The following is a 17,855-nucleotide window of genomic DNA, read 5'->3' on the forward strand; positions in this document are numbered from 1 at the left end:
GCTTCATATTTCTATCCCAGTCTTTGTTTCAGTAACTCATTGACCTTAGCTGGATTTGCAGTTCCCTTGCTGGCTTTCATCGTTTGTCCAACAAAGAAACCAAAGAGTTTCTCTTTACCACCTTTATACTCCTCAACCTTTTCCGGGTTGGCAGCCAGTATCTCATCGATAATGGCCAAAATAGCACTATCATCACTGACCTGCGCAAGTCCTAGTTCATCGATCAATCCATCGATATCACGGCTCTCACTCTCCATCATATGATCAAGGATCTCTTTCGCACCTTTACCAGAGATAGTCTTATCTGTGATCTTGGAGACCAAGGTACCCAGTGTTTTGGCATCCACAGGCGAATCTTCTATAGAGTGTCCCGCTTTGTTCAGACGTCCAAGCAATTCAGAGGTCAACCAGGTCACGGCTGTTTTAGCCACAGCACCGTTCTCCAGCATCTCTTCAAAGTAGGTTGCCAACTCTTTATCTGCTGTGATCACATGGGCATCATAAGGCTTGAGACCAAGCTCTTCCATATACCGTTTTGCTTTCGCATCAGGAAGTTCCGGCATGATCTTTGCTTCAGCGATCATCTCATCCGTCACGATAAGCGGACGGAGGTCCGGGTCCGGGAAGTAGCGGTAATCCGCAGCTTCTTCTTTTCCTCTCATTGACTTCGTTACGCCTTCATCTACATTCCAAAGACGCGTTTCCTGGTAGACTTCCTGCTCATACACACCATCTTCATACGCTTCGGTCTGTCTTTGTACCTCATAGGCGATCGCAGCAGCCACGAATTTGAACGAGTTGATGTTCTTGATCTCTACCCTTGTACCAAATGTTTCCTGCCCTTTAGGACGGATAGAAACATTCACATCACATCTGAATGATCCTTCTTGCATGTTTGCATCAGAAATATCAAGATAGCGTACTGTAGAGTGGAGCTTCTTCAAATAGGCGACCGCTTCATCAGCACTTCTCATATCTGGTTGAGATACGATCTCAAGCAGTGGTGTTCCTGCACGGTTCAAATCCACTTTGGAGTGATTACCTTCATGCATGTTCTTCCCGGCATCTGCCTCAAGGTGCGCTTGGGTCATACCGATACGTTTTTGCGTACCGTCTTCCAGGTCTATAAAGAGCTCACCATTTTGCACGATCGCTTTTGATAACTGTGTGATCTGATATGCTGACGGACTGTCCGGATAAAAATAGGATTTTCTATCGAAAACAGAATCATGGTTGACGTTGGCATTGATGGCATACCCAAATCTCATCGCTTTGATCGCAGCTTCTTTATTGACCACGGGCAAAGCACCCGGTAGTGCTAAACAGGTAGGACAGGTATTGGTGTTTTGATGCTCTGCAAAAGAGGTGGGACAAGAGCAGAAAAGTTTTGTTTTAGTGTTAAGTTGTACATGCACTTCAAGACCGATGACGGTTTCAAACATAGTAATGATCCTTATAAATTTAACGCGTGTTTAATGAGATAGATTATAGCGTTTTGCTTATTTAAGAGAGTTTATTCTCCACTATTGCTTGATGATACGTACATCCCCGAAGAAGATCAGATCTTTCAGGACAGCTTTTTCTACCATCCCCTCTTTACCGATCCTTACATCCAGTTCACCCTGTTTGCTATGGTAAAGTTTACGATGCATCACTACCCTGCTGTACCAATCACCCTCTTGTCCCTTACCTACAAAATCTATGATCTCTTTTAAAGATTTCTTAGAAGGTATGGTGATGTCAACACGCCCGTTTTTACGGTCTTCTCCTACAGCTATAAAATGATACTTGTTAGGCCTCTGTTTGTCTTTAATATGTAATGGAAGGTTCAAAAATAGGGTCATCAGGTCATCTTTGCCATAATACTCAAGTCTCTCTGTCTTGTTGATGATAAGTCTATCGTATCTCCACTTTTTATACTGACGGGTAAGTCTCTTTTTTTTATGATCCACCCTGTAGATCGTTGTAGTCGTATAGGGACCGAAAGATTTGATCATCTGATACATGTCTGTCACTAGAAAACCTTTTGAAATGTGACCTTTCGAGATATGTCTCTCTTTTAGATCATCTGTCACTGCTTTTGCTATGCCCAGTGCAGATACATTTGCATCTATCATATAATATTTCTCATCAGATCTCAGTATGGCATGTGCCTTCCCTACCTGACCAAATATGCCATACTCCACTCTGTAGTCCGCGGCTATCTCTTCGGCACACAGAAACGCTGAGAAAAAGAGACCAATCAAAGGGATAAGCATCAAAGAGATCCGTGACATGCCTACGCTCCAAAATAACGTATCGAAGCAAAACCACTTGCCCCGGATCTTTCACATGCTTTTATCTGCTCTTCTGTCAAGATCCCGCCTAAGGCCAACACAGGCAGATCTACCTGAGACGTCATGGACTTCAGCACTTCCAAACCGACAGGGACACCTTTGTTCGGTGTTTCAAAGATAGGGCTGAAGGTTGCCATATCTGCCCCTAATGCTTCTGCTTTTTTGAGCTCATCTATCGTATGCGTACTAACCACTACAAAGAGATGCATCGCTTTTGCATCTGCTATTTCATCCAGCTGCAGGCTGCTTAAATGTACACCGTCAGCCCCTGCAGCCTTTGCCAATGAAGGATCACCATGAATGATAACTTTTTCAAAATCAAACATTTTGGCTGCTTGAACGAATGCAGCTCCGTGCTTAGAGACATCGGATTTGTCTCTGTAGACGATCATCGAAGCTTTTTGAGAAAATCTTTTGAGGTCGCGTTTTAAATGGTTGAAATCTAAGGTAGAGGGGTCAGTGATAGCATAACTGATCATTGTAAATGATGGTTCTCTTTTTGTTCGAGCATCTTTTCAAGCAGTGCTGTTTGTTTTTTCAGTTCAAAATATCTCTCTTTTCCTGTGATGATATGCTCAAGTAAAAGTACGGATATCATACCGGGAAGTGCACCTATAAAGGCAGATACAAATGCTAAAAGCAGACTCTCTTGATAAAAAGAGAGAAATGAAGTAATGGCGCCGAGCAGGACGGATGCCCATGCTACGCCTAAGAGAAAGTTCACTACAAAACTCAAAGGTCCGTTTTGCAGTCTCATGTTTAGAAGTCTCCGAAGTGATCTTAGTGATCATCTTCCATAGCTACGGCACCTGCAAGGTAGACGTAGATAAGGATCATAAATACAAACGTCTGAAGCAGTGCAGAGAACGTAAGTAGTAGGTATGCAGGAAGTGGTGCAATAAAAGGTACCAACATAAGAAGTACCCATAAGAAGAGGTCATCCCCTTTGATGTTACCGAAAAGTCTGAATGAAAGTGAAATGATTCTTGAAATGTGAGAAACGATCTCGATCGGGAACATCAACGGTGCCAATATCTTCACAGGCCCTGCAAAGTGCGCAAAGTATTTGATCACGCCATTCTCTCTGATACCTTCGTAGTTGTAGTAGAAAAATACTAAAAGTGCCAAAGGCAACGTAATATTGATGTTTGAAGTTGGCGCTTCAAATCCAGGGATAATACCGATCACGTTTGAAACAAATATAAATAGACCTACTGCAGCAACAAGTGGAAGGTATTTTCTCGCAAGCTCTTCCCCGATCACATCTCTACCCATAGCGATCACACCGCCCAGGTATGCTTCCATAACGTTTTGTGTACCTGTCGGTACTGCTCTAAGACTCTTTGTTGCCATTTTTGCAATTGCCAGTACTATAATCGCCACCAATACCAAATGTGAGACAAACAGCATTTGTCCATGACCAAAAATAGCGCCTAGGTAAGTAAATACACCTTCCATAAAACATCCTCTTGTAAGTTTATATTGCGGGATTATACCCTTTTACACCTTAGATTTATACTAATTTTTCCTGCCCAGAACAATAACAGAACAAATATACCTACACTGTATATAATGTCAATATCTCAAAGAAGATGGTAAATAGACTTTTTTCTCACTATACTCCGACTAGATATATTATATAAACTGGTAAATGTTTTATGATCTATTTTAAGAATTTATAAAAATATTAGCCGCTTCATTGGTTGATTAGTCTATCACATCAATACGTGCCTTTATCAATTGTATCATCCCCTCTTCCATAGTCGTTGTTGGAGACCAGTCAAGATATTTTTTTGCTTTTGTAATATCCATGCTCAAGGCCTGACTTGCTTGAATATGTTTTTTTATAAACAGCAGTGATGGTTTCTCACATTGACAGAATTCTGCCACATTCTGACAAATATGCCCAAGTTCCAAGTTTGTATACGCTCTATCTCCCCCAATATTCAAAAGAAGTTTATTTGGAAGTTTTAGCGTCGATATCACCTTTGATATCGCTTCCGTCAGATCGCTAATATGAATATAATTTACACTGTTTTTATTGTATGTAAAAATAGGAATGGGTTCTTTTTTTGCAACACACCCTGCATAATAATGGGGCAATATCCCCTGATATGTAAACAGTCCATCCCCATAAACTCGTGCAACCCTCAATATGACAGTTTGGAGTGTAGAGAATGCTTCTTTCATACACAACAATTCACCGGCATATTTACTTTCTGCATACAATACTTCGGGGTGTGCAGGCATCTCTTCATGCCATAAAGATGTACCTTTGGTTCCATAAACACTTTGTGATGACATATAGATAAAACGTTTGACTTTGGCTTCTTTTGCTTTTTCTAAAAGTTGTCTTGTTCCATCAACGTTAATTTGAAATAATTTTATCGGATCTTTTCTATTAAGAATGCCTGCAGTATGAATAAGAATATCGATATTGCTTATTTTCCATACATGATTAGGAAGTTCACCCAATTCAAAGGATAAGCGTGCGTCATCATTAAATAGTTTTTGTAGTTTATTTACCTGTTCTTGACTTCTAACAGCTGCAATAACGTTTACATTATCATACTCTTGTAATATTTTTGAAATCATATTAATACCTATATAACCAGTAGCACCTGTAACCATAATTCTATATGTACCCATATTATTCCCTATAAGGCGTTATAATATTTAGAGTCAAGAAAACAAACTTTAGACGGTTGCTTTATTTTCTTGATTAAATTTGATATTTATCTGTTTAAAATATAAGGGAAACAGGCTTTAAAAAGGTTTAGATAATTAAAGTAATTTTTCCTGTCCCAATCGATAAAGTGCAAAATCGTATTTAATAGGATCTTTTTCATCAAATGTACGCAACGTTTCTGTCAATTCTATACTGGCCTTCATATCGTACGTTTTACGCTTGAGCAAGCCTAAACGTCTTGACACCTGAAACGTATGTGTATCCAGAGGCATGAGCAGGTCTTTTTTATCTATCCTGGACCATAAACCCATATCTAAAGCATCTTTTCGTACCATCCAGCGTAAATACATCATATAACGCTTGTAGGTTCCTGCTGAAAGTACTTTTTTGGGTACGGAGCCAACCAAAAAACTGTACCCGCGTGTCTCTCTGGGACAGACCGATTGTAATCTCTCTATAAAATGCCAGAGACCATCTAAAATATTTTCTTCTTTTTTATACCCGGTATAAAAGATATCTTCAATACTCTCTACCCTTCTCAAACGTTTCAAGGCGATGAAAAGTGTAGAAACATCTTCATTTTTTTGAAAACGATAATAGTGGGTAGAGAGTGCTTTTTTTATCTGCTCGTCACTCGCATCCAATAAAGAAAAATTCAGACTTTGCAAAAACTGGACGATAAGCCCTGCATTGCCGTAACCAAACAATGCACAGATCAACGCGATGGATTCATCCTGGTATTGTGATGCGACAAAAAGTGGATCGGGCTTGTCAAAAGAGAGCTCAGCACTGTTGTTTCTGGCCTCAACTTCATTGTCTAAAAGGGTCTTCACTTCAGATAATTTCAATCCCATACTCCCATAATTATATCATCATGCTCTCTTTCATTTATCGTACAACGTACGCACTTGTCACGGTGAACGACCTTGTAAGCATAGCGATTCGAGAACCGTGACGATTTTTTGTTTCATTTTTTCTAAAAAAATGAAAAAGGAAGCATTATCACAGTCTGAGTTTTGTGGAAGCTCGTTACAAAAAAAAATGTTATGGTTTTCCCGGTCCTGATATATCTATTGAAAATGTACTTGGGAAAGATACATGTTCAAGAATAACAGAAAAATAGTCTCCTATTTAAAATGTAAAGTGCTCACCAAGATAATGCTTACGTACATTCTCGTCATTGGCCACTTCATCACTGGTACCTGTGGCTAGCATTTCTCCACTACGCATCACATAGGCTCTGTCGCATATACCCAGTGTTTCACGTACATTATGGTCCGTAATGAGAATACCCATATCAAGATCGACCAGCTGTTTGATAATATTCTGTATATCCAGTACGGCTATGGGATCCACACCTGCAAAAGGTTCATCCAGAAGCAGGAACTTCGGTTCTCCTACCAGTGCCCTTGCTATCTCCACCCTTCTTCTCTCTCCCCCGCTGAGACGTATCCCAAGACGGGCACGGATCGGTTCGATATTGAAGATCTCCAGCAGTTTTTCAATACGCGGCTGGATCGTTTTTTTATCAAGGTTCAAGGCTTCAGCAGCAATAAGCAGATTTTCTTCTACCGTAAGGTCTTTAAAAATACTGGACTCCTGGGGCAGATACCCTATACCCATCTGTGCACGTGCACTTAAAGGCAGTTTGGTGACCTCTTCTCCATCTAAAAAAACCTGCCCTTCAGTCGCATCGGTTAAGCCGCATACCATGTAGAATGAAGTGGTCTTTCCTGCACCGTTGGGACCAAGAAGCCCAACGATCTCTTTACTCTTCACCTGTAAAGAGATATCATGGACCAACTTTGTTTTTTTAATGGTTTTCGCCAGGTTTTTGGCTTCAAGTGTATGCATTATATATATATCCTATAGATTCTACTGTTTTCTTGGGACTCTATCTCTATGGTGACAACATTATAGCCTACACGTTCTAAAAAGGCTTTAAGCTCATCCGAACCCCACTCTACCATATGCCATCCCGGTTTTTCAAACTCTTCAAAAAGCCCCATCTGCATAAACTCCTCATGGTCCAAACGATACAGGTCATAATGATACAGACTGCTGCCGTCTTTTGCCCCATAGCACTGCTGTAAAGAAAAGGTAGGAGAAGTCACTTCTCCTTCGATCCCTTTGGCTTTTGCTATGGCTTGTGTGAGTGTCGTCTTTCCTGCAGCCAGATCACCTCTTAAAAATACGATGGCATGAGCAGGAAGAATTTCTTCTAAATAATCTACTACTTTATCTAGTTCAGATAATGATGCTGTTATTTCATTAATCATATTCTTTCCTTTGTAGTATATTTACTGTTACCATGGTTTTTCTATCTGTTTTTTTATTTTATGCCAACTGTTGACTGACCTTAGCCATATACTTTAAATGAGCATCGGCTTTACCGCTCTCAAGTCCGCTTTTGGCCATCTCTATCGCCTCTTCTATATCACGTACATGGCCGTCTACAAAGAGTGCAAAAGCTGCATTGAGCAATACGATGTCTCTTTTAGCACCTTTCTCTTTACCTGCAAAGATATCGCGTGTAATCTGTGCATTGAAAGCTGCATCTCCGCCCAGAATGGCCTCTTTTGGAGCCAGTTTAAATCCGAATCTCTCCGGATTGATCTCGCCTTCTAAAATACGCTTTGACTCCACATAGGCAAAAGAGGAGTTACAGGAGAGCGAGATCTCATCCATACCATCATGGCTACTGACGACACAGGCACGTTTCGCACCAAGTTCAACCAGTGCATCTGCGATACGCTTGACATAGGAAGGATCAAATACCCCCAAAAGGTATTTCTCCGCTCCGGCAGGATTGGTCAAAGGTCCAAGAATGTTAAATATCGTACGATGGTCGATAGACTTACGTACAGGCATAATATACTTCATCGCAGGATGATGATCGGTTGCAGGGAAAAAACAGAAGCCTGTCTCTTCAAGCATTTTTATTTTATTCTCTATACTAAGATCCAGATTAATGCCCAGTGCTTCAAGGACATCGGTTGAGCCTGAGTTGGAAGTCACACTTCTGTTCCCGTGTTTAGCCACAACACGGCCCAGAGAAGCCAGAAGAAGCGATACAGTAGTAGAGATGTTAAAACTTCCGCTTTTATCTCCGCCTGTCCCCACCACATCGATCGCTTTATCTTTCAGTGCATCCGATAAAGAGAGTTTAATGGAGTGTTCACGCATCACAGAAGCAGCCGAAGCGATGTCACTGCCGCTCTCACCTTTCTCGTACAACTCTACAAGAAAAGCCCTTGCTTCTTCTGTACTCATCTCGTTATTAAATAGTCTTTCAAATTGTTCTTTTATATTCATAGGGAAGATTTTACCATGTTTGTATTTGTATTGAAATTATATATTGTACAAAGTACACCTTATGACATCATGAACACCCTTGTAAGCGAAGCGATTTGAGAATGATGTCGCTTTTTTGTTTCGTTTTTTCTAAAAAAACGCCGTGAACGATGTGAGGAAGTGCCCTTGGGGTAGAAAAGGGAACATAACCTCAATTCGAGCTATGAAGAAGTCAATAAAAATTGTAAAAAATTGTTTTAGGTAACAGATTATTTAGTTAGAGTTCTTTAACGAACTCTTCTTTTTGACTCTTAGGTATGGTTTTGGTTGTAGGTATCTGCAATACTTCATAAGACTTAGGCCCTTTAAGATACTCTATGGTCACAGTATCTCCTACAGCAACATTCTTCGATGCTTTTGCTTTCAACCCATTGACATACACCACACCAGATTTAAGCATATCCGTAGCAATAGTACGACGCTTCACCACATTCACAGCCGATAACCACTTATCCACACGCATACTATGCTCCTAACATAATAAATAATGTCGACCTGAACGCCCTTGAAAGCGAAGCGATTCGAGAAGGTCGACGCTTTTTTGCTTCGTTTTTTCTAAAAAAATGAAGAGAGAATCAAACTCACAATCCAAGTGAAAGGAGGCTTGTAAAATATTACAAACCAAAAAGTCTTATAACTTAGTGTAAGTCAGCGTTCAACTTCACTTCTCTTGTACTTCTTCGAGCAATGATCTCACCCGTTGTCGAATCTTGTCTGAAGTGAATCCCGTTCAATCCTTGAAGCTCTTCACCTTTGAACGTTGTTTTATGCTCAAGATCTGCTTCCGGATTTGCTTCAGCGATCTTAGCCAACTCTTCTGGAGCGATCTTTATCTTCGTACCCGCCAGGATAGTGATACCTGCATCCACAATACACGCATCACCCAATGGAAGACCCGTAACTGAGTTTGCCCCAAGAAGTGTGTTCTCACCGATGCTGATAGGGTTCCCGTCCGTACCAGAAAGGACACCAAGGATACTTGCACCACCACCGACATCTGAACCGGCACCAACGATAGCAGATGAAGAGATACGACCTTCAACCATCACAGGACCAAGTGTTCCTGCATTAAAGTTGATGTATGATGCACCCGGCATCACTGTTGTACCTGCTGCAAGCTGCGCACCCATACGTACTTTAGATGCTTCCAGGATACGCGTATTATCTGCCGGGATCACATGCTGGAGGAATCTTGGGAATTTATCGACAGCATCCACTGCAGGATATGTACCGTTGAGTTTCATTTCGATCTCATTTTCTCTGAGGTAATCGAGTTCATACGGTGTATTCCCTACCCATGCCACATTTGACAAAATACCAAATGCACCATTGAGGTTGATCTTTCTCAGTTCTGCTTTCGCAAGAGAAAGAGCATAGAGTTTAAGATACACAGCCTCTACAGACTGAGGGTTTGCATCTTCGAACAAAAATACGATTCTGAAGTTTTTACCGATATCCGCCATGTTTGACAATGTCTTGATCACCTGTACATTTTTATGTGCATCCCCTGTCGCTTCTGCAACATACGGAGCAAATGCTGCCATAGCATTTTCTATAAAATTATCATTGATCGTTGCAACAAATTCCGTCCCGGAAAAGTCTACCTCACACTTCGCTTCCTGAAGTGCTTTGATAAATACTGCAGCACTTCCGAAGTTCTCTTTCCAGTTGATCAGTCCAAAGTTCGCCTGTAGTATTTTCTCAGCATTTTTCTGACCTCTATCTACTCTTGCGATACCAAATGCCATAGGCTCTTTGTATCCTGCTTGCGAAGTAACATCTGTTACCAATTGTTTAAATGCCTCTGTACTTGTCACTGTTTCAATAGCCATTGAACTTCCTTTAACTCGAATAAAATAATGTAAAGCGATTATACTTGATTTAGTTTAACTTTTTGCATTCATTCATGATTGCAAACCAATCTCTTGAAAAGTGTTTTTTTATATAGGCTTCATGATGCGGTACAGTACAGCCACTGCAATCTTGATGTATCGCCTCATCAGAGACAAACTGCGCACCATCTTTAGAGTCTATGCTGCATCTGCTGTAGAGTATTTTACCCTCTTTTTTGGTAAGCCCATTATCATCAAAACGGAAATGGGGACAGGCACAGAGATAGCAGTTCAGTTCTTTCATCTCATGACACTTTTTCTTCTCTTTATAGAGGGGACAGAAATCGGGTTCTTTCTCTACCATATTCTCAAACCTGAAGTATGCGATCACTTCATCATCACTCAAACCTTCCAGTTTTTTCATGATCTTCTTGTGTTTTTTTCCATGTGCTTCAAACCATTCACTGTAATTCATAGGCTTGCCTTTACTCAACGTTCAATAGATGATTATACTTTTTTTATCCACAGTAACACCTAAAGCAAATTGCTGTACAATCCGCTCATGAAACATCTTAGAGGCCACAATAAAAACTACTTTTCATTAGCCGTCATCGCGCTCTACTCCACACTTTCAAAGTTGTGTTGGATCGACAGCAATTTCCAGTACCATAAAAAAGCCTTTATCTACCACGAGTACAAAACCTCCCCTCCTTGTTTATCTATTTTTTACTGATCAATAAAATATTACATAACTAAATAAACAAGGAACAACCTATGACAATCAAGTCACTCAGCCTCATTACGGCTACACTACTATTCACAACACACACGCACGCAAATGAAACACTCGAACCTATCACGATTGTCTCAGCCAATAAGACCACACAATCCATCCAGAACACGACGTCAAATGTAACAGTTATTACAGCTGAAGAGATAGAAGAAAGGGGATACCAGACGGTTTCACAGGCTATCAACACTGTAGCTGGGATCTCCGTTACAAATTCCGGTGGCCTAGGACAGCAAACATCATTTTTTGTAAGAGGTGCGGACTCAGGCAAAGTACTCGTACTTTTAGACGGTATGCGTCTCAATGACCCTAGTACAACCAACGGTACTGCACTCCTTGACAGTCTTACGACAAGTAACATAGAACAGATCGAGATCATCAAAGGAGGAGCAAGCAGTATCTGGGGTTCAAATGCAAGTGCCGGTGTCATCAATATCATCACCAAAGAAGCCAAAGAAGGTCTGCATGGTTCACTTGCTTTAAACTACGGTTCATATCATACCAAAGGTACTGATGCTGACCTTTCTTATACAGATGAAAAGATCACAGCACAAGTGCTTGCTTCCTACCTCAAAACAGATGGTTTTTCTGCATTGGCTCCAAGATCAGCAGAAGAAGACGGCTATGAAAATAGAAACTATAATATCAAGTTCGGATATGCTATTGATACAAATAACAAACTGAATCTCAGCTATAACCGCATTAAAACAGAGACTGAATATGATGACAGCTTCTCGGCAGATCAAGCAGATGATGACTACAGTCATGCCACTTCCGACCAAAGCAATATTTCACTAAATTACCTCCTGACACTAGATCATTATAGTGCTACCCTCCAGGCAAGTAAAGGCGACTATGACAGAGACTATTTCACCACAGGATTTTTCGGTGACGGGCAAAATGTCTATAAATCAACACTCAAAGAGTATGCACTCATCAATGCATACGACTACAAAAACGGTAAAGCAGTCCTGGGTTTAGAATACAAAGATATAGACGGATTTAACCAATACAACACATTCCCGGAAAGTCGATCAGACTATACAAATAAAGCAATCTATCTTTCAAACATCTATGATTTCAATGAAAACACACTCTTGGAGACAAACCTAAGATATGACAACTATAGTGAATTTGACAACAAAATAACCTATAAGATAGGGCTGAAACATCAGTATAACTCTCTTGATGGGTTGATAACATCTGCGAACTATTACACTTCCTATGATGCGCCTAGTGCCTATCAATTGGCAAATACAGCTTTGGGTTCATTCTTAAAACCAAGCTACACAAAAGGCTATGATATCTCTACAGGCTATAAAGAGTTATTGACATTGACATATTTTAACAATAGAGTGGAAGATGCTATCGATTATATCACTGATCCTGTAACATTTGTCGGTGGATATACCAACATAGACGGCAGATCAAAGTTTGCCGGACTGGAAATAGAAAGTGCCTATACTTTCTCTTCTTTCAATCTTATATTTTCGGCAAATTATACACACCTTTTTGATTATGAAAAAGAGGATGGAAGTGACCTTATAAGACGTGCAGAAGATACACTGAATGCCTCTTTAAGCTATTACACTGCAAATGATATGCAGTTTGGCATCGATGCACAATATATTGGGGATAGAATGGATACAGACGGCGGATTCCCTGTAGCATCAGAAGTATCAACAGGCAACTACACTATATGGAACGCAAACTTCAGTACCAAGATCATCAACGATGTTGACCTAAGCCTCCATGCCAAAAACATCTTCGACAAAGAGTACCAATCAAGCTACGGCTATGCCACAGAAGGTCGTTCAATCTATGCAAAAGTAAAGTATAGTTTTTAAGATCTCCTCCTTCCATTAATCGTACAAAGTACGCAACATGCCACGGTGAACGACCTTATAAGCGAAGCGATTCGAGAACCGTGGCGATTTTTTTGCTTCGTTTTTTTCTAAAAAAAATGAAGAGGGAAACATCACCACAGTTATTGGTATATGGAAGTCTTATAAGATCAAGAATCACCTTGGAATTAAACATATAGATTCCCGAGTAAAATCGGGAATGAAAAAAATATTAGGATATAATCATTCATGTTAAAAATTATCCCCTTATGGTTCATCCGGTACAAATTCTTCAACTCCCTCTTTTTGGGCTTGAGCGTGGGTGCCATCTTCACCCTCTATGCACCGCTTGAACCTTCTATCTATTCCATGGGTGGTGTATTGCTCGCCATGGGTATGCTCATTGTTGCAAGGTTTTACCATACCATACTCAATGCAGAGTGGTTTTTCAGGATCTCACTCTTTGTAGAAATGGTATTGCTTCTGGCAATGCTCTATTTTATGTTTGCTTCCTACAACTATCAAACCGCACTGCTGCTTTACATCGGGTATCAGATCACTTTTGTTTTTGGTAACTACCTTATAAGAGCCGAAACACTCCTACTCAAAACAGATATCCTCTTAACCAAGCTCGACACGGTCAAACAGATAGGATACCTTTTAGGCATGGGGGTCGCATATCTTTTTTACAAGACCCTCACACATTACGGCATAGAAGATAACCAAACACAGGTCTATGACCTGCATTATTTACTGATAACGGTTGAGATCATTGTGATCATTTTGATCTGGAAGAGTTTCAAAAAAGTGTAATTCAATTAAACTATATACTCAAAAAAGGAATCAACTAAACCCCTTTTTTGTGTAAAACAACCATAGCCGTTTTCCATATGATTTTCAACTCTAACAAAATATTCCAATATTTTATATAGTACAGATCATACATCAGTTTTTGTCTGGCATCTTCTGCATTCTCTCCATAAGGGTACATCACTTGGGCCCAACCAGTTATACCTGGTGCTACTATATGTCTTTCTGCATAATATGGTATCTGTTCTTCAAATTGTTCTATCCAATATTGTCTTTCAGGTCTTGGTCCTATGAGGTGCATTTCCCCTTTTAGTATATTTATCATTTGAGGAAGTTCATCATATCTTCTTTTTCTCATATAATCTCCCCAAGGGAATATCCTGTCATCGTTCTTTGTAGCGAATTGTATACCATTTTTTTCTGCATCCACTTTCATGCTTCTAAATTTGATGCAGGTAAACTCTTTTTTATAATATCCCACTCTTTTTTGTTCAAAATATAAAGGCCCTGGTGACTCTTCACTTATCTTTCTTTTACATTTTTGGATCACAGGATATGAAAATAAAAATAACCAAAATACACCAAAAAAATCAATAGCTTTCTTTTGGATCAGTTGAAATTTGTTAAACTCTTTTATATCATACAAATAGTGTAAATCTGTATGATCTTCAGGTATATAACACTTATTCAAATATTTTTCCAAGAAACCTTCTATACCCATCAACCGAATATGTTTAAATTTCTTATCAAACTTTAAATTTGTAAGATACTTGATAACCTTATCATTTACTTTTGCTTTTGTATTTAGCACTATTAATTTCAACTTATCGTTATTCAAAAGTGTCTCTATCTCATTGATTACTTCATCTTCATCTTTATCTTTATAACTGATAAAATTTATATTACGAAATTTTTTTTCAAGTCTTCCCATTTCCAATTTTGTTAAAGTATATTTTTCCCCAAATATCAGCACATTCTATCCTATATTTTTACATTTTATTTCTAGATAAACTATTTTAGTATAAAGATGTCACATTTATGTCATGTAAATTGACGAAATATATGACTATCTAAGCGTATGGTTCAAGATCGTATTGTTCTCCCATACCTTTGCATAATCTTCACTCATGAAGAGATCACCCAGGAATTTCGTCTGCTTGAGATGATGTACATCTGAACCCAAGAAGTCGATCATCCCATTCTCAGAGAGTATCTCCGCTTTTTTCTTGGCATCTCTACCGTAGTGTCCGCCCAGAGAATTCAGATCCAGCTGAAAGAGTACACCAAGCTCTTTAAACCTGCCATACTCTTTGAGCGGATCATTCACATACCGGTAACGTTCAGGATGCGCCATAAGCGGTATATAGCCTGAAGCAGCAATTTCAAAGATCATCTCTTCTATCTGCAGAGGTTTGGTCACATACGACGTTTCAAAAAGCAGATATTTTCCATTAATGCTCATCACGTCATCACTATGAAGTTGATCATAAAAGCCTTCATCCAGATAGTACTCTGCCGCTGCTTCTATCTCCAGTTTGATCCTCTCATCCTTTGCTGCTTTCCTTAAAGCGTCCAATCCCTCTTTGATGATCTGAGGTGTATTACGGTAGACATCTATCATGATATGCGGTGTCGTGATCACTTTCTCGTAGCCTAATGCTTCCATCCCCTTCAAAAGAGAAAGGCTCTCCTCCATACTCTGGGAACCATCATCGATCCCCGGAATGAAGTGTGAATGAAGGTCCACTGTGAGTATGGGTCCTCTCTTTTTCTCTTGTGGTTTTTTAAAAAAAGAAAAGATCATTTTCTGTCCGATTCAACATTTAGTGTTTCACTGTACTGCATTTTAATGCTTGTCTTCTTCGTAATAACCGTAACCATAGCCATAACCGTAACCATAACCGTTTCTTGCCGTTTTCACATCATTGAGCAAGATGCCCAAACCGCTGATCTCCTCTTTGGAGAGTTTCTCTATACTATTTAAAAAACCTTTCTTAGAGTAATCCGCTCTCAGCAGATAGATACTTGTATCTGCAAAATGCATCAAAGTACGTGCATCAGTCACCAGGCCTATCGGAGGCGTATCAAGGATGATCACATCATACTCTTCTCTTAACCTTTCCAGTACCGTCTCCATCAAAGGGCTCTGGATCAATTCACTCGGGTTTGGTGGTACAGGTCCGGAAGTAATAATGTCTAGATTTTCATACACGGTACTCTGGATCACCTCTTCCAAGGCCGTATGACCTGAGAGTAAGGTACTCATACCTTGAGTATTTTGAAGTCCAAATTTCTGATGCAGTGTCGGTTTTCGCATATCAAGATTCAGGATGACTGTTTTCTTGTCGGCCATACTCATGATCCCGCCCAGGTTGATACTGGTTGTCGTTTTCCCTTCTCCGGCGATCGTTGAAGTAATAGCGATGACATGAGCATTCTTCTCTCTTGCCATAAACTGCAGGTTTGTACGGATATTTCTAAAAGATTCGGCCAAAGCAGATTTAGGCGATACAAATACCTCGACCGTGTCATGACTCTCTTTCATATGCGGGATAAGTCCAAGCATAGGTACCTCTGTCACTTTGGTAACATCCTCTTCCTCTTTGATACGGTCATCGAGGAACTCTCTTAAAAAGGCAAGTGCGATCCCCAGGATCAATCCCAGGATCAACCCTACCAACACGATCAACTTCCTCTTAGGTTTGATAGGGAACCCGGGATAGAGTGCTTTATCGATGATCCTGTTCTTACTGACTGTCGAGGCTTTGATAATGGCTGTCTCTGACCGCTTCTCCAAAAGATAAGAGTAGATCTTTTCATTGACCACGAATTTACGCTGCAGCTGCCCGAACATTCTCTCATCGGCAGGCAGTGTATTTAAGAGCTTCTGCTGTGTAGCCACGGAGTCTTCAAGCAGGACTTTTTGCTCTTTGATACTTTCTCTCAGATTCTTTATCGTGTCGACCATCACCTTTTTTAGCTGTGCTATGGTTTTATTCACTTTGATCACTTTAGAAGACATCTCCGTATAGTCTTCACGCAGGATCTTCTTTTCTAAGATCGCAGCCTGAAGCTCTTTGATGATACCTGTAAGTGCAGAGCCTTCTTTATCCAACCCTGCCAATGCGATACTTTCAAGATCTTCCCCCGATTGTACTTGGGTATAGAGTTTGTCTAACAGTTCCTGCTGGATCGTGATCTCCGATAGTTTCGTTTCATATTCACTCATCTGACGGATGATATTTTCTGCTTTCACACTTAAACTGACAGTATTAGAGGTTTTTTTAAACTCTTCGAGTTTAATGGCAGAACTCTTAAGATTTTCAGTGATGGTTTTCAACTGTTTATCGACAAAATCAAGTGTACGTGTTGCCTCTTGTGTCTTTTTCTCTATATTCTGTTCTATATAGGCCTCAGCCAAGGCATTGGCAAATTCCTGGGCACGCAAAGCTACATTATCCGCATAAGAGATCTCGAGCATAGTAGAGTACTTTGATTTCTGCCCCACACTGACACCGCCTTGAACAAAGCTTCCTAAGCTTTCTGGATCTATGACCACAAAGCGGTACGCTTCATCCTGCGGCTCTTTGGTCTTTACGACATTAAGATGAAAATGCTCGGTGATGATCTCCTGGCTGTAAGGAAGGGTTTCATCATAACTCCAGAGGTTACCCTCTCTGTCTTCTGACCCTTCCACCACTAAACGGTAACTTTTATCATCCACTGGAAACAGGTCAAAAGAGATACCATACCCTTTAAGCATACCTACTTGAAAAGGACTCGCTTTATAAAGTTCGATCTCTTTAAATCTTCGTGTCGTATAGTAACGATGTGAAAAATCGACCTCTTTGAGTGCTTTTTCGGTCAGGAATCTTGACTTGATGATATCCATCTCAGTATCGGCATTCATCGTTCCAGAATCCATAGCCATTGCAAGCACATCCTGACTTCCATAGCTTCGTTGATCCAAACCTACCTCAACAGTGGCAGAAGCCTGATAGACATTGGGTTTAAAATGGGCATAATAACTACTGACCAGACCAAATACAAACACCATAAGGGCAATCATGGTTTTATATCGATATAAGGTTCTAAATATCTCTTTAATATCTATTTCGTCTTCATCTATCTGCATATTATCAGTATTCATTCTTTTCCTTGGATAATGGTTCAGTAGTTTTGTATCTAAAAAGTTTTAGT

At 40.1% G+C, this 17,855-nt stretch carries 18 protein-coding genes; 2 read left to right on the forward strand and 16 right to left on the reverse strand.

The window, feature by feature from the left end; all coding sequences use genetic code 11:
• Nucleotides 1-11: 11 nt before the first annotated feature.
• The 13 genes from gatB to MN086_RS07280 all read right to left on the reverse strand — a co-directional run bounded on the left by gatB (nucleotide 12) and on the right by MN086_RS07280 (nucleotide 10,686).
• The gene (gatB, locus tag MN086_RS07220) at nucleotides 12-1,442 is read right to left on the reverse strand and encodes an Asp-tRNA(Asn)/Glu-tRNA(Gln) amidotransferase subunit GatB (protein WP_248575344.1); all 1,431 of its coding nucleotides are present in this window, start codon (nucleotides 1,440-1,442) and stop codon (nucleotides 12-14) included.
• 81 nt (nucleotides 1,443-1,523) lie between these two features.
• On the reverse strand, nucleotides 1,524-2,276 hold the full coding sequence (locus MN086_RS07225) for a hypothetical protein (protein WP_248575345.1): 753 nt from the start codon (nucleotides 2,274-2,276) through the stop codon (nucleotides 1,524-1,526).
• Between the two features lie 2 nt (nucleotides 2,277-2,278).
• The gene (locus MN086_RS07230; RefSeq protein WP_248575346.1) at nucleotides 2,279-2,815 is read right to left on the reverse strand and encodes a thiamine phosphate synthase; all 537 of its coding nucleotides are present in this window, start codon (nucleotides 2,813-2,815) and stop codon (nucleotides 2,279-2,281) included.
• A complete protein-coding gene (locus MN086_RS07235; protein WP_248575347.1) occupies nucleotides 2,812-3,093 on the reverse strand; it encodes a hypothetical protein in 282 nt (93 codons plus the stop codon). The genes MN086_RS07230 and MN086_RS07235 overlap by 4 nt, the downstream gene beginning before the upstream one ends.
• 23 nt (nucleotides 3,094-3,116) lie before the next feature.
• The gene (locus tag MN086_RS07240) at nucleotides 3,117-3,794 is read right to left on the reverse strand and encodes a F0F1 ATP synthase subunit A (RefSeq protein ID WP_248575348.1); all 678 of its coding nucleotides are present in this window, start codon (nucleotides 3,792-3,794) and stop codon (nucleotides 3,117-3,119) included.
• Nucleotides 3,795-4,043: 249 nt separating this feature from the next.
• Complete coding sequence (locus MN086_RS07245; protein ID WP_248575349.1) at nucleotides 4,044-4,985, reverse strand: NAD(P)-dependent oxidoreductase; 942 nt, start codon at nucleotides 4,983-4,985, stop codon at nucleotides 4,044-4,046.
• Between the two features lie 135 nt (nucleotides 4,986-5,120).
• Nucleotides 5,121-5,879, reverse strand: coding sequence for a TIGR02757 family protein (locus tag MN086_RS07250; protein ID WP_248575350.1), 759 nt, complete (start codon nucleotides 5,877-5,879; stop codon nucleotides 5,121-5,123).
• A gap of 277 nt (nucleotides 5,880-6,156) precedes the next feature.
• Nucleotides 6,157-6,879: an LPS export ABC transporter ATP-binding protein gene (gene lptB, locus MN086_RS07255; RefSeq protein WP_248575351.1), complete on the reverse strand. Its 723-nt coding sequence runs from the start codon at nucleotides 6,877-6,879 to the stop codon at nucleotides 6,157-6,159.
• Entirely contained in the window at nucleotides 6,879-7,304 is a 426-nt protein-coding gene (gene tsaE / locus MN086_RS07260) for a tRNA (adenosine(37)-N6)-threonylcarbamoyltransferase complex ATPase subunit type 1 TsaE (protein WP_248575352.1), read from the reverse strand. The genes lptB and tsaE overlap by 1 nt, the downstream gene beginning before the upstream one ends.
• 58 nt (nucleotides 7,305-7,362) lie before the next feature.
• Nucleotides 7,363-8,340, reverse strand: a complete 978-nt coding sequence (gene trpD, locus MN086_RS07265) for an anthranilate phosphoribosyltransferase (RefSeq protein ID WP_248575353.1) — start codon at nucleotides 8,338-8,340, stop codon at nucleotides 7,363-7,365.
• 256 nt (nucleotides 8,341-8,596) lie between these two features.
• The gene (locus tag MN086_RS07270; protein ID WP_248575354.1) at nucleotides 8,597-8,842 is read right to left on the reverse strand and encodes an RNA-binding S4 domain-containing protein; all 246 of its coding nucleotides are present in this window, start codon (nucleotides 8,840-8,842) and stop codon (nucleotides 8,597-8,599) included.
• Between the two features lie 175 nt (nucleotides 8,843-9,017).
• Nucleotides 9,018-10,211, reverse strand: a complete 1,194-nt coding sequence (locus tag MN086_RS07275) for a tetrahydrodipicolinate N-succinyltransferase N-terminal domain-containing protein (protein ID WP_248575355.1) — start codon at nucleotides 10,209-10,211, stop codon at nucleotides 9,018-9,020.
• Nucleotides 10,212-10,260: 49 nt separating this feature from the next.
• Nucleotides 10,261-10,686 carry a hypothetical protein gene (locus MN086_RS07280; protein ID WP_248575356.1) on the reverse strand — a complete coding sequence of 142 codons (426 nt, stop codon included), beginning with the start codon at nucleotides 10,684-10,686 and terminating at the stop codon, nucleotides 10,261-10,263.
• Nucleotides 10,687-10,985: 299 nt separating this feature from the next.
• Here MN086_RS07280 and MN086_RS07285 point away from each other — a divergent pair, with 299 nt between their 5' ends.
• Together MN086_RS07285 and MN086_RS07290 are read left to right on the forward strand one after the other, a co-directional pair.
• On the forward strand, nucleotides 10,986-12,848 hold the full coding sequence (locus tag MN086_RS07285) for a TonB-dependent siderophore receptor (protein ID WP_248575357.1): 1,863 nt from the start codon (nucleotides 10,986-10,988) through the stop codon (nucleotides 12,846-12,848).
• A gap of 246 nt (nucleotides 12,849-13,094) precedes the next feature.
• Complete coding sequence (locus MN086_RS07290; RefSeq protein ID WP_248575358.1) at nucleotides 13,095-13,658, forward strand: hypothetical protein; 564 nt, start codon at nucleotides 13,095-13,097, stop codon at nucleotides 13,656-13,658.
• A gap of 34 nt (nucleotides 13,659-13,692) precedes the next feature.
• On the opposite strand, the gene MN086_RS07295 is transcribed toward MN086_RS07290, so the two are convergent.
• From MN086_RS07295 to MN086_RS07305, 3 genes are all read right to left on the reverse strand, one after another.
• Nucleotides 13,693-14,586, reverse strand: a complete 894-nt coding sequence (locus tag MN086_RS07295) for a sugar transferase (RefSeq protein ID WP_248575359.1) — start codon at nucleotides 14,584-14,586, stop codon at nucleotides 13,693-13,695.
• 135 nt (nucleotides 14,587-14,721) lie between these two features.
• On the reverse strand, nucleotides 14,722-15,459 hold the full coding sequence (locus MN086_RS07300; protein ID WP_248575360.1) for a tyrosine-protein phosphatase: 738 nt from the start codon (nucleotides 15,457-15,459) through the stop codon (nucleotides 14,722-14,724).
• A gap of 42 nt (nucleotides 15,460-15,501) precedes the next feature.
• A complete protein-coding gene (locus MN086_RS07305) occupies nucleotides 15,502-17,805 on the reverse strand; it encodes a tyrosine-protein kinase (RefSeq protein ID WP_248575361.1) in 2,304 nt (767 codons plus the stop codon).
• Nucleotides 17,806-17,855: the final 50 nt, after the last annotated feature.

Origin of the sequence: Sulfurovum sp. XGS-02 (assembly GCF_023213175.1) — a bacterium.
Taxonomy (GTDB): Bacteria; Campylobacterota; Campylobacteria; order Campylobacterales; family Sulfurovaceae; genus Sulfurovum.